This is a genomic window from Streptococcus sp. CF7_Ac1-12 (assembly GCF_024295905.1).
GTDB classification, from domain to species: domain Bacteria; phylum Bacillota; class Bacilli; order Lactobacillales; family Streptococcaceae; genus Streptococcus; species Streptococcus mitis_AP.
Window position 1 is genome coordinate 26,839 of the sequence record NZ_JANCPG010000017.1, and the last position, 19,862, is coordinate 46,700.

23 protein-coding genes and 1 tRNA gene are annotated in these 19,862 nt (G+C 40.1%); 6 read left to right on the top strand and 18 right to left on the bottom strand.

All coding sequences use genetic code 11. The annotated features are described in order from the left end of the window. Positions 1-424 precede the first annotated feature (424 nt). From NMM17_RS08355 to NMM17_RS08375, 5 genes are all read right to left on the bottom strand, one after another. A complete protein-coding gene (locus tag NMM17_RS08355; protein WP_000166853.1) occupies positions 425-1,504 on the bottom strand; it encodes a carbamoyl phosphate synthase small subunit in 1,080 nt (359 codons plus the stop codon). A 49-nt stretch (positions 1,505-1,553) separates the two neighbouring features. After that, complete coding sequence (locus tag NMM17_RS08360; protein ID WP_049551157.1) at positions 1,554-2,477, bottom strand: aspartate carbamoyltransferase catalytic subunit; 924 nt, start codon at positions 2,475-2,477, stop codon at positions 1,554-1,556. A gap of 18 nt (positions 2,478-2,495) precedes the next feature. Continuing rightward, the gene (gene pyrR, locus NMM17_RS08365; protein WP_033681983.1) at positions 2,496-3,017 is read right to left on the bottom strand and encodes a bifunctional pyr operon transcriptional regulator/uracil phosphoribosyltransferase PyrR; all 522 of its coding nucleotides are present in this window, start codon (positions 3,015-3,017) and stop codon (positions 2,496-2,498) included. 210 nt (positions 3,018-3,227) lie between these two features. Further along, positions 3,228-3,857 (bottom strand): endonuclease III, encoded by a 630-nt coding sequence (gene nth, locus NMM17_RS08370; protein ID WP_254754235.1) that lies wholly within the window; start codon positions 3,855-3,857, stop codon positions 3,228-3,230. After that, positions 3,857-4,399, bottom strand: a complete 543-nt coding sequence (locus tag NMM17_RS08375; protein ID WP_049551155.1) for a DUF177 domain-containing protein — start codon at positions 4,397-4,399, stop codon at positions 3,857-3,859. Before NMM17_RS08375 ends, nth begins: the two co-directional genes overlap by 1 nt. A 709-nt stretch (positions 4,400-5,108) precedes the next feature. Here NMM17_RS08375 and NMM17_RS08380 point away from each other — a divergent pair. After that, complete coding sequence (locus NMM17_RS08380) at positions 5,109-6,668, top strand: ATP-binding cassette domain-containing protein (protein ID WP_049551154.1); 1,560 nt, start codon at positions 5,109-5,111, stop codon at positions 6,666-6,668. A gap of 45 nt (positions 6,669-6,713) precedes the next feature. Here NMM17_RS08380 and htpX read toward each other — a convergent pair whose 3' ends face one another. Both htpX and NMM17_RS08390 read right to left on the bottom strand, forming a co-directional pair. Next, the gene (htpX, locus tag NMM17_RS08385) at positions 6,714-7,613 is read right to left on the bottom strand and encodes a zinc metalloprotease HtpX (RefSeq protein ID WP_049551153.1); all 900 of its coding nucleotides are present in this window, start codon (positions 7,611-7,613) and stop codon (positions 6,714-6,716) included. Position 7,614: 1 nt separating this feature from the next. Beyond that, positions 7,615-8,175, bottom strand: coding sequence for a LemA family protein (locus NMM17_RS08390; RefSeq protein ID WP_000219828.1), 561 nt, complete (start codon positions 8,173-8,175; stop codon positions 7,615-7,617). A 93-nt stretch (positions 8,176-8,268) separates the two neighbouring features. Between NMM17_RS08390 and rsmG the strand changes: the two genes are divergently transcribed. Both rsmG and NMM17_RS08400 read left to right on the top strand, forming a co-directional pair. Then, entirely contained in the window at positions 8,269-8,982 is a 714-nt protein-coding gene (gene rsmG, locus NMM17_RS08395; protein ID WP_000801943.1) for a 16S rRNA (guanine(527)-N(7))-methyltransferase RsmG, read from the top strand. A 203-nt stretch (positions 8,983-9,185) separates the two neighbouring features. Beyond that, positions 9,186-10,469 (top strand): uracil-xanthine permease family protein, encoded by a 1,284-nt coding sequence (locus tag NMM17_RS08400; RefSeq protein WP_004241778.1) that lies wholly within the window; start codon positions 9,186-9,188, stop codon positions 10,467-10,469. A 95-nt stretch (positions 10,470-10,564) separates the two neighbouring features. Here the strand turns inward: NMM17_RS08400 and ffh are convergent, their stop codons facing one another. The 3 genes from ffh to NMM17_RS08415 form a co-directional block, all read right to left on the bottom strand. Further along, the gene (ffh, locus tag NMM17_RS08405; protein WP_050203406.1) at positions 10,565-12,136 is read right to left on the bottom strand and encodes a signal recognition particle protein; all 1,572 of its coding nucleotides are present in this window, start codon (positions 12,134-12,136) and stop codon (positions 10,565-10,567) included. 11 nt (positions 12,137-12,147) lie between these two features. Further along, positions 12,148-12,480 (bottom strand): putative DNA-binding protein, encoded by a 333-nt coding sequence (locus NMM17_RS08410; RefSeq protein WP_070527803.1) that lies wholly within the window; start codon positions 12,478-12,480, stop codon positions 12,148-12,150. Positions 12,481-12,570: 90 nt separating this feature from the next. Next, on the bottom strand, positions 12,571-12,948 hold the full coding sequence (locus NMM17_RS08415; protein ID WP_080713133.1) for a DUF1934 domain-containing protein: 378 nt from the start codon (positions 12,946-12,948) through the stop codon (positions 12,571-12,573). 71 nt (positions 12,949-13,019) lie between these two features. On the opposite strand from NMM17_RS08415, the gene NMM17_RS08420 reads away from it, so the two are divergent. Beyond that, positions 13,020-14,324 (top strand): HD domain-containing protein, encoded by a 1,305-nt coding sequence (locus NMM17_RS08420; protein ID WP_033685185.1) that lies wholly within the window; start codon positions 13,020-13,022, stop codon positions 14,322-14,324. 12 nt (positions 14,325-14,336) lie between these two features. After that, a complete protein-coding gene (gene yidA / locus NMM17_RS08425; protein ID WP_004261542.1) occupies positions 14,337-15,143 on the top strand; it encodes a sugar-phosphatase in 807 nt (268 codons plus the stop codon). Positions 15,144-15,288: 145 nt separating this feature from the next. On the opposite strand, the gene NMM17_RS08430 is transcribed toward yidA, so the two are convergent. From NMM17_RS08430 to NMM17_RS08465, 8 genes are all read right to left on the bottom strand, one after another. After that, entirely contained in the window at positions 15,289-16,512 is a 1,224-nt protein-coding gene (locus tag NMM17_RS08430) for a hypothetical protein (RefSeq protein ID WP_254754236.1), read from the bottom strand. A 2-nt stretch (positions 16,513-16,514) separates the two neighbouring features. Next, positions 16,515-16,718 carry a type ISP restriction/modification enzyme gene (locus NMM17_RS08435; RefSeq protein ID WP_254754237.1) on the bottom strand — a complete coding sequence of 68 codons (204 nt, stop codon included), beginning with the start codon at positions 16,716-16,718 and terminating at the stop codon, positions 16,515-16,517. A gap of 22 nt (positions 16,719-16,740) precedes the next feature. Further along, positions 16,741-16,812 (bottom strand) — tRNA-Arg (locus NMM17_RS08440). 41 nt (positions 16,813-16,853) lie between these two features. Then, a complete protein-coding gene (gene rplS / locus NMM17_RS08445) occupies positions 16,854-17,201 on the bottom strand; it encodes a 50S ribosomal protein L19 (protein ID WP_001068669.1) in 348 nt (115 codons plus the stop codon). A 118-nt stretch (positions 17,202-17,319) separates the two neighbouring features. After that, entirely contained in the window at positions 17,320-17,649 is a 330-nt protein-coding gene (gene crcB, locus NMM17_RS08450) for a fluoride efflux transporter CrcB (RefSeq protein WP_254754238.1), read from the bottom strand. Further along, a complete protein-coding gene (crcB, locus tag NMM17_RS08455) occupies positions 17,643-18,017 on the bottom strand; it encodes a fluoride efflux transporter CrcB (RefSeq protein WP_254754239.1) in 375 nt (124 codons plus the stop codon). The genes crcB (NMM17_RS08450) and crcB (NMM17_RS08455) overlap by 7 nt, the downstream gene beginning before the upstream one ends. Beyond that, complete coding sequence (locus NMM17_RS08460) at positions 18,014-18,280, bottom strand: chorismate mutase (protein ID WP_173219073.1); 267 nt, start codon at positions 18,278-18,280, stop codon at positions 18,014-18,016. The genes crcB (NMM17_RS08455) and NMM17_RS08460 overlap by 4 nt, the downstream gene beginning before the upstream one ends. A 115-nt stretch (positions 18,281-18,395) precedes the next feature. Continuing rightward, the gene (locus NMM17_RS08465; protein WP_001162128.1) at positions 18,396-18,839 is read right to left on the bottom strand and encodes a flavodoxin; all 444 of its coding nucleotides are present in this window, start codon (positions 18,837-18,839) and stop codon (positions 18,396-18,398) included. 103 nt (positions 18,840-18,942) lie between these two features. On the opposite strand from NMM17_RS08465, the gene NMM17_RS08470 reads away from it, so the two are divergent. Then, positions 18,943-19,862, top strand: a 920-nt coding sequence (locus tag NMM17_RS08470) for a bifunctional oligoribonuclease/PAP phosphatase NrnA (protein WP_254754240.1), incomplete at its 3' end; no start/stop codon positions are given.

Here is a 19,862-nt window from a genome sequence, read left to right on the forward strand (position 1 = left end):
AGAACACAGTGAGAATAGGAAACTCGGTGCAGACGCCTTCAGCGTCAAGACGATGTTTATCTTTTTCACACAGTTCTTAGGGCGTGTTCACTTCCGCGAACAATGTATCTTCTCCTTTCTATTCGGCAACTCTCAGGTTGCCATTAAATAAATTCTCCGACGATTTTTTAGCGAAACGATACTTTTCGGTAAAAAATCTAGTGCAGGGAGTTTTTAGTTCGCCTGATAGCGACTAAAAGAAACGACCTGCCTTTCTATTCGTCGCCTCTCAGGGCGACATTAAATAAGATACAAAGGACGAATAGAAAGCGATTGAATTTTAGGAAACCAAGGAAGGATTGACAATCCAAATTGGTTTCTCTAAATTCCGAGCTTTCCGTCCGTGTTCAGTTACATAAATTCTCCGACGAGCTTTTACTCGTTCTTAGTTTGATTGTTTAAAAGCTTCCATCATCTCGATAAACTCGTCAAACAGGTAGCTTGCGTCGTGTGGGCCAGGTGCTGCGTCTGGGTGGTATTGGACAGAGAAAGCAGGTTGGTATCTGTGTCGCACACCTTCAACTGACTTGTCATTGATTTCTTCGTGGGTAATGATCAAGTGCTCTGGCAAATCCTCACGACTGACTGCATAACCATGGTTTTGGCTAGTAAAGTCTACTCGTCCTGTTGCAATTTCACGTACTGCATGGTTAAAGCCACGATGACCAAATTTCATCTTATAAGTCTTAGCCCCGTTTGCCATAGCAAATAGTTGGTGTCCCATACAAATACCAAAGATTGGAATTTTTCCTTGCACACCACGAATCATGTCGAGTGCTTGTGGAACATCCTCTGGGTTACCAGGACCGTTTGACAACATAACTCCATCAGGATTAAGATGGAGAATTTCTTCTGCCGTTGTCGAATAAGGAACAACAGTCACGTTACAGTTGCGCTTAGAAAGTTCACGTAAGATTGAGTGCTTGAGACCAAAGTCCACTAGCACTACGCTCAAACCAACTCCTGGAGCTGGATAAGATGTTTTAGTAGAAACCTGTTTGATATTATCTGTCGGCAAGACTGTCGCTTGGAGTTGGTCCGTCACATGGTCCATGCTGTCCCCAACATGGGTCAAGGTTGCACGCATAGTACCATGCTTACGGATGATCTTGGTAAGAGCACGCGTATCAATCCCTGAAATACCAGGAATTTTCTTGGCTTTCAAAAATTCATCCAAGGTCATTTGGTTGCGCCAGTTACTTGCTCTACGTGCCTCTTCGAAAACAACAACTCCCTTACAAGTTGGAATAATAGATTCGTAATCATCACGGTTGATTCCATAATTTCCCACCAAAGGATAAGTAAAGGTCAAGATTTGTCCATTATAAGACTGGTCTGTAATGGATTCTTGGTAGCCGGTCATGCCTGTATTAAAGACGATTTCGCCTGTTACATCAATATCTGCTCCGAAGGCCTTGCCTTCAAAAACTGTGCCATCTTCTAATACTAGAAGTCTTTTTGTCATATTTTCACCTCTCGTGGACGCTCACTGGCGTCTTTTAACGTCTTGTGTTTTAGTTGGCGTTTCTACTCGCCAGTATGGATTCTAAGATTGCCATTCGAACAAAGACACCATTGGTCATTTGTTGGACAATCCGTGATTTTGGTGCTTCAACCAAGTGGTCTGCGATTTCTACATCACGATTGACTGGAGCTGGGTGCATAAGGATTGCTGTTTCTTTCAAACGGTCATAACGTTCTTGAGTCAAGCCATGTTGGGCATGGTAGTCTTCTTTTGAAAATACAGCTCCACTATCATGGCGTTCATGTTGCACACGGAGAAACATCATGACATCCACCTGATCAATGATTTCATCAATGGTTACAAACTGTCCATAGTCCGCAAACTCTTGACTTCTCCATTCCTCAGGTCCAGCAAAGTAAAGTTCAGCTCCCAAGCGTTTCAAAATCTGCATATTGGATTTGGCAACGCGTGAGTGGTCCAAGTCGCCTGCAATAGCAACCTTAAGACCCTCAAAGTGACCAAATTCCTCATAAATAGTCATCAAATCAAGCAAGCTCTGGCTAGGGTGTTGTCCCGAACCATCTCCACCATTGATGATGGAAGTCGTAATCGTGGGACTAGCAATTAACTCTCTGTAGTAGTCAACCTCTGGGTGGCGAATCACACAGACATCCACTCCTAAAGCAGACAAAGTCAAAATGGTATCATAAAGTGTCTCACCCTTATTAACCGAACTAGTTTTCACATCAAAGTCAAGTCGTTCCAATCCCAGTTTAATTTCTGCCACTTCAAAGGACTTATGCGTCCGTGTAGAATCCTCAAAGAAAAGATTGGAAACAATCGGGTGGTCTTCATAAGGAAGCTGAGCTCCGTTTTTAAACTCAATTCCTCGCTTGATCAATTTCATCACTTGATCAACAGTGAGGTCTTCCATGGATACAACATGGTTCAATGCTTGTTGATTTTCTGACATGGCTACTCCTTTAGCTTTCTAAGCTTCTTCAGTAATCAGAACTCTGTCTTGGCCATCAAGTTCTGCCATCTCTACGATGATTTCTTCAGAACGACTAGTAGGGATATTTTTCCCAACGTAATCTGGACGGATTGGCAATTCTCTATGTCCACGATCGACTAGAACTGCTAAACTCACGCGCGCAGGACGACCATGACCTACAATATTATCAATAGCAGCACGAATAGTACGACCTGTATAAAGTACATCGTCCACCAAGATGACTTCACGGCCTGTCACATCAACAGAAATCAAAGAAGTATCTTCTCCGCTTTTAACATCATCACGGAAAGGTTTGGTGTCCAATTCCACAACAGGAACTGAAAGATTTTCTAGTTGCTCCAAACGTTCTTGGATACGGTGGGCGATAAAGACACCACGAGTTTTAATACCAGCCAAGACGATTTTATTCAAATCTTTGTTGCGCTCGATAATCTCATAAGTAATACGCGTAATCGCTCGTTTGACGGTTAATTCGTCTACAACTTCTTTTGTCTTCATGACAAACCTCCAAAAAGAAAAGTCTCCTTAAACAAGGAGACTTGAAATGTATAGCCAAGCGAGCCTTACTGGAAACAGTATAGACTTCACCCTTCTACTTTATCGCGCTCCTTGCCTGCCTCACGGGACAGGTTTAAAGGAATATTTAATTATCAATTACTATAGCACAAAGCGGGCCTAAAATCAAGCAAAAACTTTTGATGATCCATCTTATAAATTGCTAAAATCATATAACTGTGGGTACTGGTCACACTCTGGATTTTTAGGATGACAAATGGCTCGTCCAAAATAAATCATGGCCTGATGGGCTGCTAGCCACTGCTCCGGTGGCAAGATATCCATGACCCGTTTTTCCACCTCAAGTGGTGTTGCTGATTTTTTGACGATATCGTGGTGTTTACAAATACGTTCCACATGAGTATCCACTGCAAAAGCTGGAATCCCAAACCCCACACTCATGACAACATTGGCTGTTTTGCGACCAACACCTGCTAAACTCTCTAATTCCTCACGTGTCTGAGGGACCTGACCGCCAAAATCATCTAGTAACTGTTGGGCACATTTTTTAAGGAATTTAGCCTTATTTCGATACAGTCCCAGGCGAGAAATATGTGAGGCAATCTCACTCTCTGTCGCTACAGACATGGCTTGTGGGGTTGGAAAGGCAACAAAGAGACCTGGTGTGACCTTATTTACCGCTACATCCGTTGTCTGAGCTGATAACATGACCGCAACCAAGAGTTCAAAATGATTGGTAAAATCAAGACTAGGCTTAGCATCTGGAAAAAGAGCAATGATTTCTTCTAGCACTTTTCGTGCTCGTTTTTTTGATAAGACCATTACTCGTCTCCATCAAATAGTCCTTGTAGGTCAGCAAAAGGACTGTTTTCTTCTTTCTTAACTGCTTGTTGAGCTTGGTATTCTTCCTCTGTCATGATTTGCCAGTCATTTCCAGAAACAAATCCTTGACCAGCCTCTTCTTCTGCTGTCAAGACCTTGATAGGAATGTTTAGCAAGATATTGTCTGACACGCTCTCAGCAAGGTCAAGTTCTCCATTTTCGATAGGCAAGACCAAATCATCGTCTAAAACTTCCTGATCTAGTTGGTTAGTTGCGCCTTCCATGAAAACTTCCGTTACTGGATAAGATTCAACTAGCTCAACTGGCTCCATACTGCGACTTGAAGCAAGAACAATGGTATAAGATAGTTGATAATCTAAGAAATACATACGGTCTTCGTACTGTACTTTCCCAACTGCAAGGATATCTTTTACATCTAAAATTTCTTGATTGCGTGAACGCAGGTCAGCAACTAGGTCTAACGTCTGTTCAAAATGCAAGCCTTCAGACTGCTTACGAATTTCTTGAATATTTAATTTCATACTTCCTCCATAAAGATTTACTCTCTTGATTATACCATGAAAAGGCCACAAACCAGCACACCAAACTTTGTAATTAAAATTTGAATTTTTGACATATTTACCATGAAAATTTTGTTTTTAGTGCTATACTGTCGGCAAGAATACATCAGAGCAAGGAGGAGGCTCACATGGAAGACAAAGCACTGATTACTAATGCAACCCAACTCCTATCTGAGTTATACTCTTCGATAATCTCTTCAAACCGCGTCAACGTCGACTTGTCGTTAGTATGAGATACTGACTTCGTCCGTTCTATCTGCAACCTCAAAGCTGTGCTTTGAGCAGCCTGCGACTAGTTTCCTAGTTTGTTCTTTAATTTTCATTGAGTATAAAACCTAGAATTTCCAGTTTTCTATTGACAAAAGTTCCTGAAAGGTATAGGATAGAGGTACTAATACTCGGAGGTAAGGGAGACATGAACAACTAAGTCTATCAAATAAATAATCTTTATTTAGTAGATCTTGTTTTTGTCTCTTTTTGTGTGCTCTTTTTGTACTAGATTTTCTGGTACTTTATCCTCTTTGAAAATCAAAAAACTAGAAAGCTAACCATCTGCTCCTCTTGGGTTGGATAGGGGTAGACAAGCCTAGTTTGACAGGATTTTCAACATGGATAATAGCGTTTCTGACAGTGACTTTGGGCTCTACTAGATAAAGTAGAGCTTTTTGTTATGCACTATGGACATTCTAGAAAGGGCAATTATATGATAAAAATTAATCACCTGACCATCACTCAAAACAAAGATTTACGAGACCTTGTCTCTGACCTAAGCATGACCATCCAAGACGGGGAAAAGGTCGCTATTATTGGCGAAGAAGGAAATGGAAAATCAACCTTACTTAAAACTTTAATGGGGGAAACTTTGTCTGATTTCACTATCAGGGGAGACATTCAATCTGATTATCAATCAATAGCCTACATTCCTCAAAAACTCCCCGAGGACCTGAAAAAGAAAACTTTACACAACTACTTCTTTTTAGATACTATTGATTTAGATTACAGTGTCCTCTATCGTTTAGCTGAGGAATTGCATTTTGATAGCAATCGCTTTGCTAGTGACCAAGATATCGGGAGCCTATCGGGTGGCGAAGCTTTGAAAATTCAGCTCATCCATGAGTTAGCCAAACCCTTTGAGATTCTATTTTTAGATGAACCTTCAAATGACCTGGACCTTGAGACGGTTGATTGGCTAAAAAGACAGATACAGAAGATGAGGCAAACCGTTATTTTCATTTCCCATGATGAAGACTTTCTTTCTGAAACGGCTGATACTATTGTCCACCTGCGACTGATCAAGCACCGTAAAGAAGCGGAAACCCTAGTAGAACATTTAGACTATGATCGCTATAGCGACCAGAGAAAGGCTAATTTTATCAAACAAAGCCAGCAAGCTGCTAACGAGCAAAGAGCCTACGATAAAACCATGGAAAAACATCGGCGAGTCAAGCAAAATGTAGAGACTGCGCTTCGAGCTACCAAAGACAGTACTGCTGGGCGCCTATTAGCTAAAAAGATGAAAAATGTTCTCTCTCAAGAAAAACGCATTGAAAAGACAGCTCAGTCCATGACCCAAAAACCACTTGAAGAAGAACACATTCAACTTTTCTTCTCAGACATACAGCCATTACCTGCTTCTAAAGTCTTAATCCAGCTGGAAAAAGAAAGTTTGTCCATTGGCGACCGAGTTTTGTCTCAGGAACTACAACTAACTGTCCGTAGGCAAGAAAAAATCGGTATCATCGGTCAAAATGGTGTTGGTAAATCAACTCTGTTAGCCAAGTTACATCAACTTCTTAATGATAAAAAAGAGATTTCCCTTGGTTTTATGCCACAAGATTACCAGCAAAAACTGCAATTGGATTTATCACCAATAGCCTACCTCAGCAAAACTGGAGAAAAAGAGGAACTACAGAAAATCCAATCTCACTTAGCAAGTCTCAATTTTAGTTATCCAGAAATGCAGCATCAAATTCGCTCCTTATCTGGCGGACAACAGGGAAAACTCCTGCTTTTGGATTTAGTCTTGCGCAAACCAAACTTTCTCCTGCTGGATGAACCTACACGAAACTTTTCTCCAACTTCTCAACCTGAAATAAGAAAACTCTTTGCAACATATCCAGGTGGTATCATCACTGTTTCGCATGACCGTCGTTTCTTAAAAGAAGTCTGTTCGACCATCTATCGCTTGACAGAACACGGTTTAGAAGTAGTTAATTTAGAAGATTTATAAATTTGCAACATAGCAAAAATCCAGAGACGACCTCTGGATTCTTTTTTACATATGTTTCAAACGTTCAATCCGTTCTGAGATCGGTGGGTGGGTATAAAAGAGTTTTTGGAACCCTCCCCCTTTCTTGGGATCATTGATATATAGTGCACTGCTGGCATCATCGACAGGATGACTCATCGGTTTACTGTTGTCTAACTTGCGTAGAGCATTAATCATCCCTTGAGGATTGCGCGTCAACTCGACACTGGAAGCATCCGCTAGGAATTCCCTCTGACGAGAAATAGCTAGTTGTACCAAGGTGGCAGCAAGAGGTGCCAGCACAATAGCTAGTAGAGAAACTACGAGCATAATGATTTCTAGGCCATTTCCATCTCGGTCATCATCACTTCGTCTGCGACCTGCTCCACCCCACCACATCATACGACCTGCCATACTAGAAAGCATGGTGATAGCACTAGCAAGGGCAACAGCAATAGTCGAAATACGGATATCGTAATTACGAATATGACTGACTTCATGTCCCATAACAGCTTCTAGTTCTTCACGATTCATGATAGCCAGGAGACCTGAAGTCGCAGCAACCGCCGCGTTTTGAGGGTTAGAACCTGTCGCAAAGGCATTTAAGGCTGGATCATCAATGATGAAAACACGAGGCATAGGAATCTGGGCCACCATAGCCATATCTTCCACTACATGGTAGAGGTCTGGTGCCGTTTGCTCATCCACCTCACGCGCTCCATTCATGGACATGACAATCTCTGTCGATTGAAAAATCATGGACAAGGCATAGATAAAGCCGATAATCAGTGCGATAACCAAACCACCAAACCCAGACCGCATAAAGAGGTAACCAACCGCATAACCAACAAGAGCTAAGAGTAGGAAAAATACCAGCAACAAAATCCACGTTCTTCGTTTATTGCTTGCAATTTGATCAAACAACATCTTAGTCACCTAAACCGCTAAAATCAACTTTAGGAACTGCTTTTTCCTCTTCTGGAGTTTGAAGGAAATCTGCTGCTTTAAATCCAAACATTCCAGCGATAATATTGCTTGGGAAAGTTTCTAATTTTACATTGTAGTTGCTGACAACACTGTTGTAGAGTTGACGAGAGTAAGAAATTTTATTTTCTGTATTTGTCAACTCCTCTTGCAATTTAACAAAGTTGGCACTGGCTTTCAAATCTGGATAGCTTTCTGCAACTGCAAAGATACCTGAAACCTGGCGAGTAAGGGCATCACTAGCTTTCATAGCTTCTGCTGGTGAAGTCGCTGCCGCCACTTGGTTACGCAGTTCTGCCACCTTTTCAAGGGTAGAACCTTCATATTTGGCATAACCTTTTACAGTCTCAATCAAGTTTGGCAAGAGGTCATTTCGACGTTTCAACTGAACATCAATTTGGCTCCAAGCCTCCTTTGTTTGCATACGATTCTTAACCAAACCGTTGTAGCTAACAATCACAAAAATCACAACAAGAGCGATAACTCCAAGAATAATCCAAGTCATTATATAAGTCCTTTCTGCTTTTAGATTAGTACCAGTATATCAAATTTTTAATGATTGTGGTAAAATAAGATGATACTAAAGAAGGAAAAAACTATGAAACCAGAAACATTTTACAACTTGCTTGCCGAGCAAAATCTTTCACTTTCGGACCAGCAAAAAAAACAATTTGAACGCTATTTTGAACTCTTGGTCGAGTGGAATGAGAAGATTAATTTGACGGCTATTACAGATAAGGAAGAAGTCTATCTGAAACACTTTTACGATTCGATTGCACCCATTCTGCAAGGCTTAATTTCAAATGAAACTATCAAACTTCTTGATATTGGAGCCGGGGCAGGATTTCCTAGTCTACCTATGAAAATCCTCTATCCTCAGCTAAATGTAACTATCATTGATTCTCTCAACAAGCGCATCAACTTCCTCAAACTTTTGGCTCAGGAACTGGATTTAGACGATGTTCATTTCTACCATGGACGTGCCGAAGATTTTGCCCAAGACAAAAACTTCCGTGCTCAGTATGATTTTGTAACGGCTCGTGCGGTTGCCCGTATGCAAGTCCTATCTGAATTAACTATTCCCTACCTTAAAGTTGGCGGAAAACTATTGGCACTCAAGGCTAGCAATGCTCCTGAGGAATTATTAGAAGCTAAGAATGCCCTCAACCTCCTTTTTAGTAAAGTAGAAGACAATCTCAGCTACGCCCTACCAAATGGAGATCCACGTTACATCACAGTGGTAGAAAAGAAAAAAGAAACACCAAATAAATATCCAAGAAAGGCTGGCATGCCCAACAAACGCCCGCTTTAAATTTTTTAGTAAAAAATGTTTACAAAGTTCGGAATTTCTGCTATACTATCACAAGCAAAGGTTTTTAATGTCATCCCGTGAGGTGACGAAGACGCAGAAATACTTGAAACTCTTTAAAGTCTAGATTTTAGAGAAGTCTTACTCTGAGGGCCTATTGCTGTAAAATAATGGGCTCTTTTTTGATGCCCAAAAGTGAGGTTTATATGAAACAAGAATCAACTGTTGATTTGTTACTAGACGTTGACCAACGTCCTTCGGCTGGAAAAGGAATTCTCCTTAGTTTCCAACACGTTTTCGCCATGTTCGGTGCGACCATCTTGGTACCCTTGATTTTGGGAATGCCTGTATCTGTTGCCCTTTTTGCTTCAGGTGTCGGGACACTCATCTATATGATTTCAACTGGATTTAAAGTTCCAGTTTATCTAGGTTCTTCTTTTGCCTTTATCACAGCAATGTCACTGGCTATGAAAGAAATGGGGGGTGATGTATCTGCTGCTCAAACAGGAGTTATCTTGACTGGTTTGGTCTATGTCCTTGTGGCTGCAGGTGTTCGTTTTGCAGGTACAAAATGGATTGATAAACTCTTGCCACCAATCATCATCGGACCTATGATTATCGTTATCGGTCTGGGACTTGCAGGTTCAGCTGTTACCAATGCTGGTCTTGTAGCTGACGGGAATTGGAAAAATGCTCTTGTAGCAGTTGTTACTTTCTTGATTGCTGCCTTTATCAATACAAAAGGAAAAGGCTTCCTACGAATCATTCCATTCCTCTTTGCCATTATCGGTGGTTACCTCTTCGCACTAACACTTGGCTTGGTTGACTTTACACCAGTTCTTAAAGCCAACTGGTTCGAGATTCCTGGTTTCTACTTGCCATTTAATACAGGCGGTGCCTTTAAAGAATACAATCTTTACTTCGGTCCAGAAACCATCGCTATCTTGCCAATCGCTATCGTAACAATTTCTGAACATATCGGAGACCATACTGTTTTGGGTCAAATCTGTGGCCGTCAATTCTTGAAAGAACCAGGTCTTCACCGTACTCTTCTTGGTGACGGTATCGCAACTTCAGTTTCTGCCTTCCTTGGTGGACCAGCCAATACAACTTATGGAGAAAATACAGGGGTTATCGGTATGACTCGTATCGCTTCTGTCTCAGTTATCCGTAACGCTGCCTTCATCGCGATTGCCCTTAGCTTCCTTGGTAAATTCACTGCCTTGATTTCAACCATTCCAAATGCTGTACTTGGTGGTATGTCAATCCTTCTCTACGGAGTTATCGCAAGTAATGGTTTGAAAGTCTTGATCAAAGAACGTGTAGACTTCAGTCAAATGCGTAACCTAATCATCGCAAGTGCTATGTTGGTACTTGGACTTGGAGGAGCTATCCTTAAACTTGGTCCAGTTACCCTTTCAGGTACTGCCCTATCAGCCATGACAGGAATCATCTTGAACTTGATCTTACCATACGAAAATAAAGATTAAGAGTCTAAACACATCAAAAAACGAGCATTTCCAATTACGGAAGTGCTCATTTTTCTTCTTTCTAAAAAAGGAAAGCCCTGCGGCCTTCCTTTGTCTTACTTACGTTTCTTCTTCGCTTTTTTCATTTTGTTAGCCATACGTTTCATTGACTGTTTCATGGCAAATTCACCGATTTTACCTTTTAGTCCGCCACCAAACATCTGGCTCATATCTGGCATTCCTGCTCCTCCGAGAGCTGACAGGTCAGGCATACCGCCTTGTCCCATCATTCCTTCAAGGGCAGACATATCCATTCCTCCCATATTTGGCATATTTTTAGGAAGGTTGTTTGGATTGATTCCCATTTGCTTCATCATTTTGTTCATATCTCCAGACATGACACCTTGCATGAGTTGTTTAGCCTGGTTAAAGTCTTTGATGAATTTATTGACTTCTACAAAAGTATTTCCAGAACCTGCAGCGATACGACGGCGACGGCTTGGATTTAACAAATCGGGATTTTCACGTTCTTCAGGTGTCATTGAAGACACAATGGCACGTTTACGAGCAATCTGGCGTTCATCTACCTTCATGTTTTGAAGGGCTGGGTTGTTGGCCATACCTGGAATCATCTTGAGCAAGTCTTCCATCGGCCCCATGTTTTGCACCTGATCCAACTGATCAATGAAATCATTGAAATCAAAGGTATTTTCACGCATCTTCTCAGCCATTTCAAGGGCTTTTTGCTCATCGTATTCTTGAGAAGCTTTCTCAATCAAAGTGAGCATATCCCCCATGCCAAGGATACGGCTAGACATGCGGTCTGGGTGGAAGGTTTCAATGTCCGTAATCTTTTCACCTGTACCAGTAAACTTGATTGGTTTTCCAGTAATGTGACGAACAGATAAAGCAGCACCACCACGAGTGTCCCCATCAATCTTGGTAAGGATGACCCCAGTCACTTCTAACTGAGCATTAAACTCACGCGCAACATTGGCCGCTTCTTGACCAATCATGGCATCAACCACGAGGAGAATTTCGTTTGGTTGAGCCAGTGCTTTCACGTCACGAAGCTCATTCATCAAAAGCTCATCAATCTGCAAACGACCTGCCGTATCAATCAAGACATAGTCATTATGATTAGCTTGGGCTTGCTCCAAACCTTGACGTACAATCTCAACAGCTGGTACTTCTGTTCCAAGTGCGAAGACAGGCACATCAATTTGTTGTCCAAGAGTTTTGAGCTGGTCAATGGCTGCTGGACGATAGATATCCGCCGCAATCATCAAAGGACGAGCATTTTCTTCCTTCTTGAGTTTGTTGGCCAATTTACCAGCAAAGGTTGTTTTACCAGCTCCTTGTAAACCAACCATCATGATGATTGTAGGAATCTTAGGTGACTTGATAATCTCAGCTGTATCAGAACCTAAAACGTCTGTCAGTTCCTCATCAACGATTTTAATAATCTGTTGCGCAGGATTAAGGGTATCAATGACCTCATGCCCGACTGCACGCTCACGAACTTTCTTGATAAAGTCCTTTACAACAGGCAAGGCAACGTCGGCCTCAAGCAAGGCCAAGCGAATTTCTTTGGTTGCCTCTTGGACATCAGATTCAGAGATTTTTCCTTTTTTACGTAGATTTTTAAAGACGTTCTGCAAACGTTCTGTTAAACTTTCAAATGCCATTTTTCTTCCTCTTATTCTCTATTATCAATGCTTGTTAAAATTTCTATCTGCTCCTGCAGAAAGTCATCCTTGGGATAGCGCTCTAAAATCTGGTCAAAAATTTGACTGCGGACAATGTAGTCCGAGTACATGTGCAATTTCATCTCATAATCTTCCAGAGTCTTTTCTGTCCGCTTGATATTATCATAGACAGCCTGACGACTGACACCAAACTCCTCGGCAATCTCAGCAAGGCTGTAATCATCAGCATAGTAGAGCTCTATATAATTCATTTGCTTATCTGTCAAAAGCGCCGCATAAAATTCAAAGAGCGCATTCATACGATTGGTTTTTTCGATTTCCATAACTTTTATTATACCAAAAATTAGTCTAATCTACCACATTAGCAGGCTAATCCGAAAAGATAGCTAGCTAAATTTGAAAAAGACATGAGCCTAGCACCAAGTAATTTCCAATTGATAGCTGGCAAAGGGATGTCCCTCTTGATTTTGTAGTTGATAATCTAGTTCAATCTTTTGCCCATCAACTTGATAATGGCTCGTTTGGATGATAAACTCCTGCATGCCCATAGGTGTAGGGATATAGGCAAAACTATCACTATCCTTTAAAAAGCGCATAATGGTCTTGGGATTGGAAAAACGGCTCATCACCAGTTCTTGACCATGAAATTTAATAACCACTTTTTCCTTTTCCTCATTATAGAAAAGCAGGTAGCTATAATCTCCTTTTTCATGCACTTCCACGTCATAAAGCTGGTCAATCACTTCCAACTGCTCATCAAACTGAATCGTATTTCGCATCCGAATCTTCACATCAGGTCCTCTTTCTTGTCTATTGTCCTACTATTTTACCAAAAACTCTAGCTTTTTGCTATAATGGTCATATGAACGAAAAAGTATTCCGTGACCCAGTTCACAACTACATCCATGTCAATAATCAAATCATCTATAACTTGATTAATACAAAAGAATTTCAGCGTTTGCGTCGTATCAAACAACTGGGAACGTCCAGTTATACCTTCCACGGTGGAGAACACAGTCGCTTCTCTCACTGTCTTGGAGTCTATGAGAATGCTCGTCGCATCACAGAGATTTTTGAAGAAAAATATACTGAGGAATGGAATCCTGCCGAATCCCTCCTCACCATGACCGCTGCGCTCCTTCATGACCTTGGTCATGGTGCCTATTCCCATACTTTTGAACATCTCTTTGATACAGACCACGAAGCCATTACTCAGGAGATTATCCAAAGTCCTGAAACGGAGATTCACCAAGTCCTGCTACAAGTGGCGCCAGATTTCCCAGAAAAGGTAGCCAGTGTTATTGATCATACCTATCCTAACAAGCAGGTCGTTCAACTCATTTCTAGTCAGATTGATGCAGACCGCATGGACTATCTCTTGCGCGACTCCTATTTTACAGGAGCTTCTTATGGGGAATTTGACCTGACTCGGATTCTTCGAGTCATTCGTCCTGTCGAAAATGGTATCGCCTTTCAGCGCAATGGCATGCACGCCATCGAAGACTATGTCCTCAGTCGCTACCAGATGTATATGCAGGTCTATTTCCACCCAGCAACACGGGCCATGGAAGTTCTCCTGCAGAATCTCCTCAAACGCGCCAAGGAACTTTATCCAGAAGATAAGGACTTCTTTGCACGAACATCTCCACATCTCCTGCCTTTCTTTGAAAAAAATGTGACCTTGTCTGACTATCTAGCTCTGGATGATGGTGTGATGAATACCTATTTCCAACTCTGGATGACCAGTCCTGACAAGATTCTCGCAGATTTGTCGCAACGCTTTGTCAACCGCAAGGTCTTTAAATCCATTACCTTTTCACAAGAGGACCAAGACAAACTCGCTAGCATGAGAAAATTAGTTGAGGATATCGGCTTTGATCCCGACTACTATACTGCCATTCATAAGAACTTTGACCTCCCTTATGATATCTATCGTCCCGAATCTGAAAATCCACGGACACAGATTGAGATTTTACAAAAAAATGGAGAACTGGCCGAACTCTCTAGCCTGTCTCCTATCGTCCAATCCCTTGCTGGCAGTCGCCACGGAGATAATCGTTTCTATTTTCCAAAAGAAATGTTGGACCAAAACAGTATCTTCGCAAGCATTACCCAGCAATTTTTACACTTGATTGAGAACGATCATTTTACCCCAAATAAAAACTAGAAGAGGAAATTTATGAGTATTAAACTAATCGCCGTTGATATTGACGGAACCCTAGTCAATAGCCAAAAGGAGATCACTCCTGAGGTCTTTTCTGCCATCCAAGATGCCAAAGAAGCTGGTGTCAAAGTCGTGATTGCAACTGGCCGCCCTATTGCAGGTGTTGCCAAACTTCTCGACGACTTGCAGTTGAGAGACGAGGGTGACTATGTTGTGACTTTCAATGGTGCCCTTGTCCAAGAAACCGCTACAGGACATGAGATTATCAGCGAATCCTTGACTTATGAGGATTATCTAGATATGGAATTTCTCAGTCGTAAGCTCGGTGTCCACATGCACGCTATTACAAAGGACGGTATCTATACTGCCAATCGTAATATAGGAAAATATACAGTGCACGAATCAACCCTCGTCAGCATGCCTATCTTCTATCGCACTCCTGAAGAAATGGCTGACAAGGAAATTGTCAAATGTATGTTTATCGATGAACCAGAAATCCTCGATGCTGCGATTGAAAAAATCCCAGCCGAATTTTACGAACGCTACTCCATCAACAAATCTGCTCCTTTCTACCTCGAACTCCTTAAAAAGAATGTAGACAAGGGTTCAGCTATTACTCACTTAGCTGAAAAACTCGGATTGACTAAAGATGAAACCATGGCAATCGGAGACGAAGAAAATGACCGTGCCATGCTGGAAGTCGTTGGTAACCCTGTTGTCATGGAAAATGGAAATCCAGAAATCAAAAAAATCGCCAAATACATCACTAAAACAAATGACGAATCTGGCGTTGCCCATGCCATCCGTACATGGGTACTGTAAAAGGGTATGAATAGACGAAAACCGCTCAGTTGAGTGGTTTTAGTATACACTTTACCCTAAAAATAACCGATAGCTTTTTCTGTCTGCTTAATTTTACAAATTGAGTTGGTTTTAAACTAAACCATCTAATAATTTATCACTTAAATTAACTAAATAATTTTTTCACCATTGAATGAGCTAGTTTAAAAAGTAAATAAAAGGTAACTAATGTATAAAATAAATAGTCTCTAAAAATAAATATCCCTACAATAATTAGTAAAAATAGAAAAAGAAGAGTTCCTACTATTAAAATTACATATTTTAAATATTTGATGACTTTATTCCACATATTAGGATGTTCTTTATTTACCGTGAATTTATAAAGCATTTTTTCGACAGATGTGAATTTATTATATTCAATTTCAGAGCCTAAAAATAGTATTTCAAATATTTTTTTTAACTTTTCTAGTTCCACTGTTGTTACACTAGTACCATTTTGAAATCTAACATCATCTAAACGTGGAATAGAATTTTCTGACTCTCTCTTAAAAATAAATGTATACTTCTGATTATTTAAAAGTACATTAGGAATATCAAGTCTACCTCTTACATTTTCTATATTCCATTCATGCTTGCTTCTTTTTTCTATAAGTTTCTTAGGGAAATTGATTATGTACATGTTTTCAATCTTTATGATTCTAATATATAATAAAGAAATATACTCATCTGTGAATACAAAATCGTTCGAGTTAAAATTTTCTTTATTTTCGTAATTTTTATAGTAAGCTATCACATCTTCTATTATATGTTTTCCTTGCTTATTTAAACTATGTTTTCTAATAAAAGAGGTATTATCAAGTAATAAAACCACGAATATAAATAAAAAGGAAATAAGGATTGCTAAACATACTAATAATATATCTCGAATTTCTGGATTAGCTAAAAGGGAAGATAGGTTATTAATTTTGAAAATACCTATATTTTCGAAATTAATATAAGTGCTAATACTATTAAAATTAGTAATTAGAGTATTTAATTCTTTACCTCCAAAGAAAGCTATTACTAGAGCTAAAGATTTTTTTATATAAGATGATTTTTTAATTTCAGTTTTAATATATGATTCTAATGTTTCAGGGAATATTCCTTCGCTGTTAAACTCAAACAACAAATTTCTATAAATAAACTTTAAATCCGGATAGTATTGCAAGTCATAAAACTTAAAAAAATAACCTGAATAATACTTACTTAAAATTCTATCAATACTTCTAAAATAAGGATTTCTCAATTTATTTCTATTTATATTTTTGAAATAGAAATAAAAAACAGTAAGCATTAATGTAAACTTTATCAAAAATATAAATAAATCTGAAACACTTCCGTTTAAATTCATAATTACAACCCCTCCACCTCAAATTTAGGTAAGCTATTAATTAAGTCAAGCGTTTTTACAGATACATTGATCATTCTCAATAGTAAATTGAAGATATATTTCTCATCCTCACTATAGTCATTTGGATCATCTGTAATTCCTGATTTTTTATCAGTTTTAACTTGATACTGATCGATAATCCATTCAATAGCTGATCGTCCATTCACAACATACTCATATGCCTTTTCATGCCCCCTGCAGGAATCGAACCTGCAACTACTCCTTAGGAGGGAGTTGTTATATCCATTGAACTAAGGGAGCTAGATAAAAACTCTGCTGAAAAGCAGAGTTTTTTAGTCGAATTAACGACGGATTTCTTTGATACGAGCTGCTTTACCTTGAAGAGCACGCAAGTAGTACAATTTCGCACGACGTACTTTACCGTAACGAACAACTTCGATTTTTTCAACACGTGGAGTGTGGATTGGGAAGATACGCTCAACACCTACACCGTTAGAGATTTTACGAACTGTGTAGTTTTCTGAGATGCCAGCACCTTTACGTGCGATAACAACACCTTCAAAAATCTGGATACGTTCACGGTTACCTTCGACAACTTTCGCGTGTACACGAACAGTGTCACCAGGACGGAATGATGGGATATCTGTACGAAGTTGACCTTCAGTCAAGCTTTGGATTAATGGATTCATTTTATTCTCCTATCTTTGTCAATCTTGAGGAAACTTCCTCAGCGGATAAACTGTATTTTTGTGCGTCCATTACACACAAGATACAGTTTACCAAATTTCCATAAAAAAGTAAAGAAATTTATAGCAGAATTCCTAAAAAAATCGCAACCAAACCACCTAGATAGGTCAAAATCAGGTAAACGTAAAAAAACTTCTTATCGCTTAACAGTCTTTGAAGTTCATCATTCAAGGTCGAAAAAGTCGTTAAACCGCCACAAAATCCTGTTGCTAAAATAGCATAGACTTCCTTAGACTCCACATGATTGTAGAATAATCCAATTAAAAAACAACCCAAAAGATTGGCTATTAGCGTTCCGAGTGGGAATTTAGAAGCTTGATTATAGCGGGAAAAAAAATAGCGCACTAAAGCTCCGAAGCCACAAGCAATTGCAAGATAGACGATTACCATTTCTTCCTCCCCAAATAGTAAGCCAAGAGCAGGCCTCCACCCACGCTTAAAATGAGATACAAGACTAGGCTAAGATAACGCCCTGTATCAAGCAGTTTCACAGCATCAAGCATGAGACTGGAAAAGGTTGTTAAACCGCCACAAAAGCCCGTCCCCAGAGCTAAAATAACGCCTTTACTGGTTCCCTTATAGACCAAATAGCCCTTGACAAGATAAACCAAGCAGAAAATACCCAGATAGTTGACAAGAAGGGTGCCCCAAGGAAAATCTGGACTGGCTGGTAACCAAGTGGAAACCAGGTAGCGAACCAGTCCGCCCAACATGGCAGCTAGAAAAATCCCTAGCGGATAAAATTGTTCTTTTTTCATTTGATGTTTTGATCCTGATAATCACGCGAACGTTTGAGTATGTCCGAAAATGTTGAGACAATAGTCTCCTGATAGCGCTTGTCTTCTACACGATTTCTGACCTTTTCAAAAATAACTGCTTCTCTCTTGGTATCTAAAATCGGTTTCCCTGAAGCCTTCTTATAAGCGACAACCCCTTCAACTAAATGCATTCTTTCTTCTAACAGTTTGACAATTTGGTCGTCGATCTGATCAATTTCTTGACGAATAATATCTAAATCCATACAGTCTCCTCCTTTATTTGAATTATTGTATCAAAAAGCCACCAAATAGGCTAGTAAAATCCCAAATCTCGATAAGAAAAATGCACTGATTGATTACATCAGCGCACTTTTATGCTTATCCTACTTTAGCAGCCAATTCTTCTGCGAATTGTTCCAAGCGTTCAATGTCTTCTTCCTCAGCAGAAAGATCAACTTTAACACACTCTGAACCTTTTTCTGCCCCTGTTGAAACAAAGACACGATCAAAGTCATCGACAGCCTTACAGAATTCATCGTAGAAGGTATCTCCTGAACCAACCACTCCGTAGATTTTGCCATTCAAGTTGAGATCTGCAAGGTCTTCGTAGAAGTCCATCATCTCATCTGGCAATTCACCATCACCATAAGTATAGGTCGCAACGATAGCGATATCTGCTTCCAAGAAGTCTGAAGCGTCAACAGTTGTACATTCATCAACATCGACATCCAAGCCCAAGTCACGTAATTTGTCTGCTACAATATCTGCAATTTCTTCGGTATTACCGGTCATACTGGCAAATACAATTTTTGCTAATGCCATATCGTCCTCCTCAATTTATCTTTCTCCATTATATCACATCTTTTTCATTTTAAAAATAAAAATTCTTGTGCTACAATGAAATGAGAAAGAATTGAGGTTATTTATGGAAATTTGCCATCAAATTTTAGAAAAAATTAAAGAATACGACACGATTATCATTCACCGTCATATGAAACCTGACCCAGATGCCTTGGGAAGTCAGGTGGGATTAAAAGCTCTTCTCAAACATCATTTCCCAGAAAAAACCATCAAAGCTGTTGGTTTTGATGAACCAACTCTTACTTGGATGGCTGAAATGGATCTTGTTGAAGATAGTGCCTACCAAGGTGCCCTTGTCATCGTCTGTGATACGGCGAATACTGCTCGTATCGATGATAAGCGCTATAGTCAAGGTGATTTTCTCATTAAGATTGACCACCATCCAAATGATGATGTATATGGTGACCTATCTTGGGTCGATACTAGTTCAAGTAGTGCTAGCGAGATGATCACTCTATTTGCCCAAACAACCCAACTAGCCTTGTCAGATCGTGCTGCGGAGTTGCTCTTTGCAGGAATTGTCGGTGATACAGGTCGCTTCCTTTATCCTTCTACGACTGCACGGACTCTTCACCTGGCTGCTTATCTGAGAGAACATAACTTTGACTTTGCGGCTCTCACTCGTAAAATGGATACTATGAGCTACAAAATTGCTAAACTTCAAGGCTACATTTACGACCATCTGGAAGTGGATGAAAATGGCGCAGCTCGCGTTATCCTGAGTCAGGAAATCTTAAAACGATTCAATGTCACCGATGCTGAAACTGCAGCCATTGTCGGTGCACCTGGACGTATTGACAGTGTGAGTCTCTGGGGAATTTTTGTGGAACAGGCTGATGGCCACTACCGCGTTCGCTTACGCAGTAAAATCCATCCTATCAATGAAATCGCCAAGGAACATGATGGTGGAGGTCACCCTCTAGCAAGCGGTGCTAATTCCTATAGCCTAGAGGAAAACGAAATCATCTACCAAAAGTTAAAAAA

Bases quoted from the DNA above. Each gene is read 5' to 3' on its own strand.
- NMM17_RS08355 (WP_000166853.1), bottom strand. From the start codon at position 1,504: ATGACAAAAAGACTTCTAGTATTAGAAGATGGCACAGTTTTTGAAGGC.
- NMM17_RS08360 (WP_049551157.1), bottom strand. From the start codon at position 2,477: ATGTCAGAAAATCAACAAGCATTGAACCATGTTGTATCCATGGAAGAC.
- pyrR (WP_033681983.1), bottom strand. From the start codon at position 3,017: ATGAAGACAAAAGAAGTTGTAGACGAATTAACCGTCAAACGAGCGATT.
- nth (WP_254754235.1), bottom strand. From the start codon at position 3,857: ATGGTCTTATCAAAAAAACGAGCACGAAAAGTGCTAGAAGAAATCATT.
- NMM17_RS08375 (WP_049551155.1), bottom strand. From the start codon at position 4,399: ATGAAATTAAATATTCAAGAAATTCGTAAGCAGTCTGAAGGCTTGCAT.
- NMM17_RS08380 (WP_049551154.1), top strand. From the start codon at position 5,109: ATGCACTATGGACATTCTAGAAAGGGCAATTATATGATAAAAATTAAT.
- htpX (WP_049551153.1), bottom strand. From the start codon at position 7,613: ATGTTGTTTGATCAAATTGCAAGCAATAAACGAAGAACGTGGATTTTG.
- NMM17_RS08390 (WP_000219828.1), bottom strand. From the start codon at position 8,175: ATGACTTGGATTATTCTTGGAGTTATCGCTCTTGTTGTGATTTTTGTG.
- rsmG (WP_000801943.1), top strand. From the start codon at position 8,269: ATGAAACCAGAAACATTTTACAACTTGCTTGCCGAGCAAAATCTTTCA.
- NMM17_RS08400 (WP_004241778.1), top strand. From the start codon at position 9,186: ATGAAACAAGAATCAACTGTTGATTTGTTACTAGACGTTGACCAACGT.
- ffh (WP_050203406.1), bottom strand. From the start codon at position 12,136: ATGGCATTTGAAAGTTTAACAGAACGTTTGCAGAACGTCTTTAAAAAT.
- NMM17_RS08410 (WP_070527803.1), bottom strand. From the start codon at position 12,480: ATGGAAATCGAAAAAACCAATCGTATGAATGCGCTCTTTGAATTTTAT.
- NMM17_RS08420 (WP_033685185.1), top strand. From the start codon at position 13,020: ATGAACGAAAAAGTATTCCGTGACCCAGTTCACAACTACATCCATGTC.
- yidA (WP_004261542.1), top strand. From the start codon at position 14,337: ATGAGTATTAAACTAATCGCCGTTGATATTGACGGAACCCTAGTCAAT.
- NMM17_RS08430 (WP_254754236.1), bottom strand. From the start codon at position 16,512: ATGAATTTAAACGGAAGTGTTTCAGATTTATTTATATTTTTGATAAAG.
- rplS (WP_001068669.1), bottom strand. From the start codon at position 17,201: ATGAATCCATTAATCCAAAGCTTGACTGAAGGTCAACTTCGTACAGAT.
- crcB (WP_254754238.1), bottom strand. From the start codon at position 17,649: ATGGTAATCGTCTATCTTGCAATTGCTTGTGGCTTCGGAGCTTTAGTG.
- crcB (WP_254754239.1), bottom strand. From the start codon at position 18,017: ATGAAAAAAGAACAATTTTATCCGCTAGGGATTTTTCTAGCTGCCATG.
- NMM17_RS08460 (WP_173219073.1), bottom strand. From the start codon at position 18,280: ATGGATTTAGATATTATTCGTCAAGAAATTGATCAGATCGACGACCAA.
- NMM17_RS08465 (WP_001162128.1), bottom strand. From the start codon at position 18,839: ATGGCATTAGCAAAAATTGTATTTGCCAGTATGACCGGTAATACCGAA.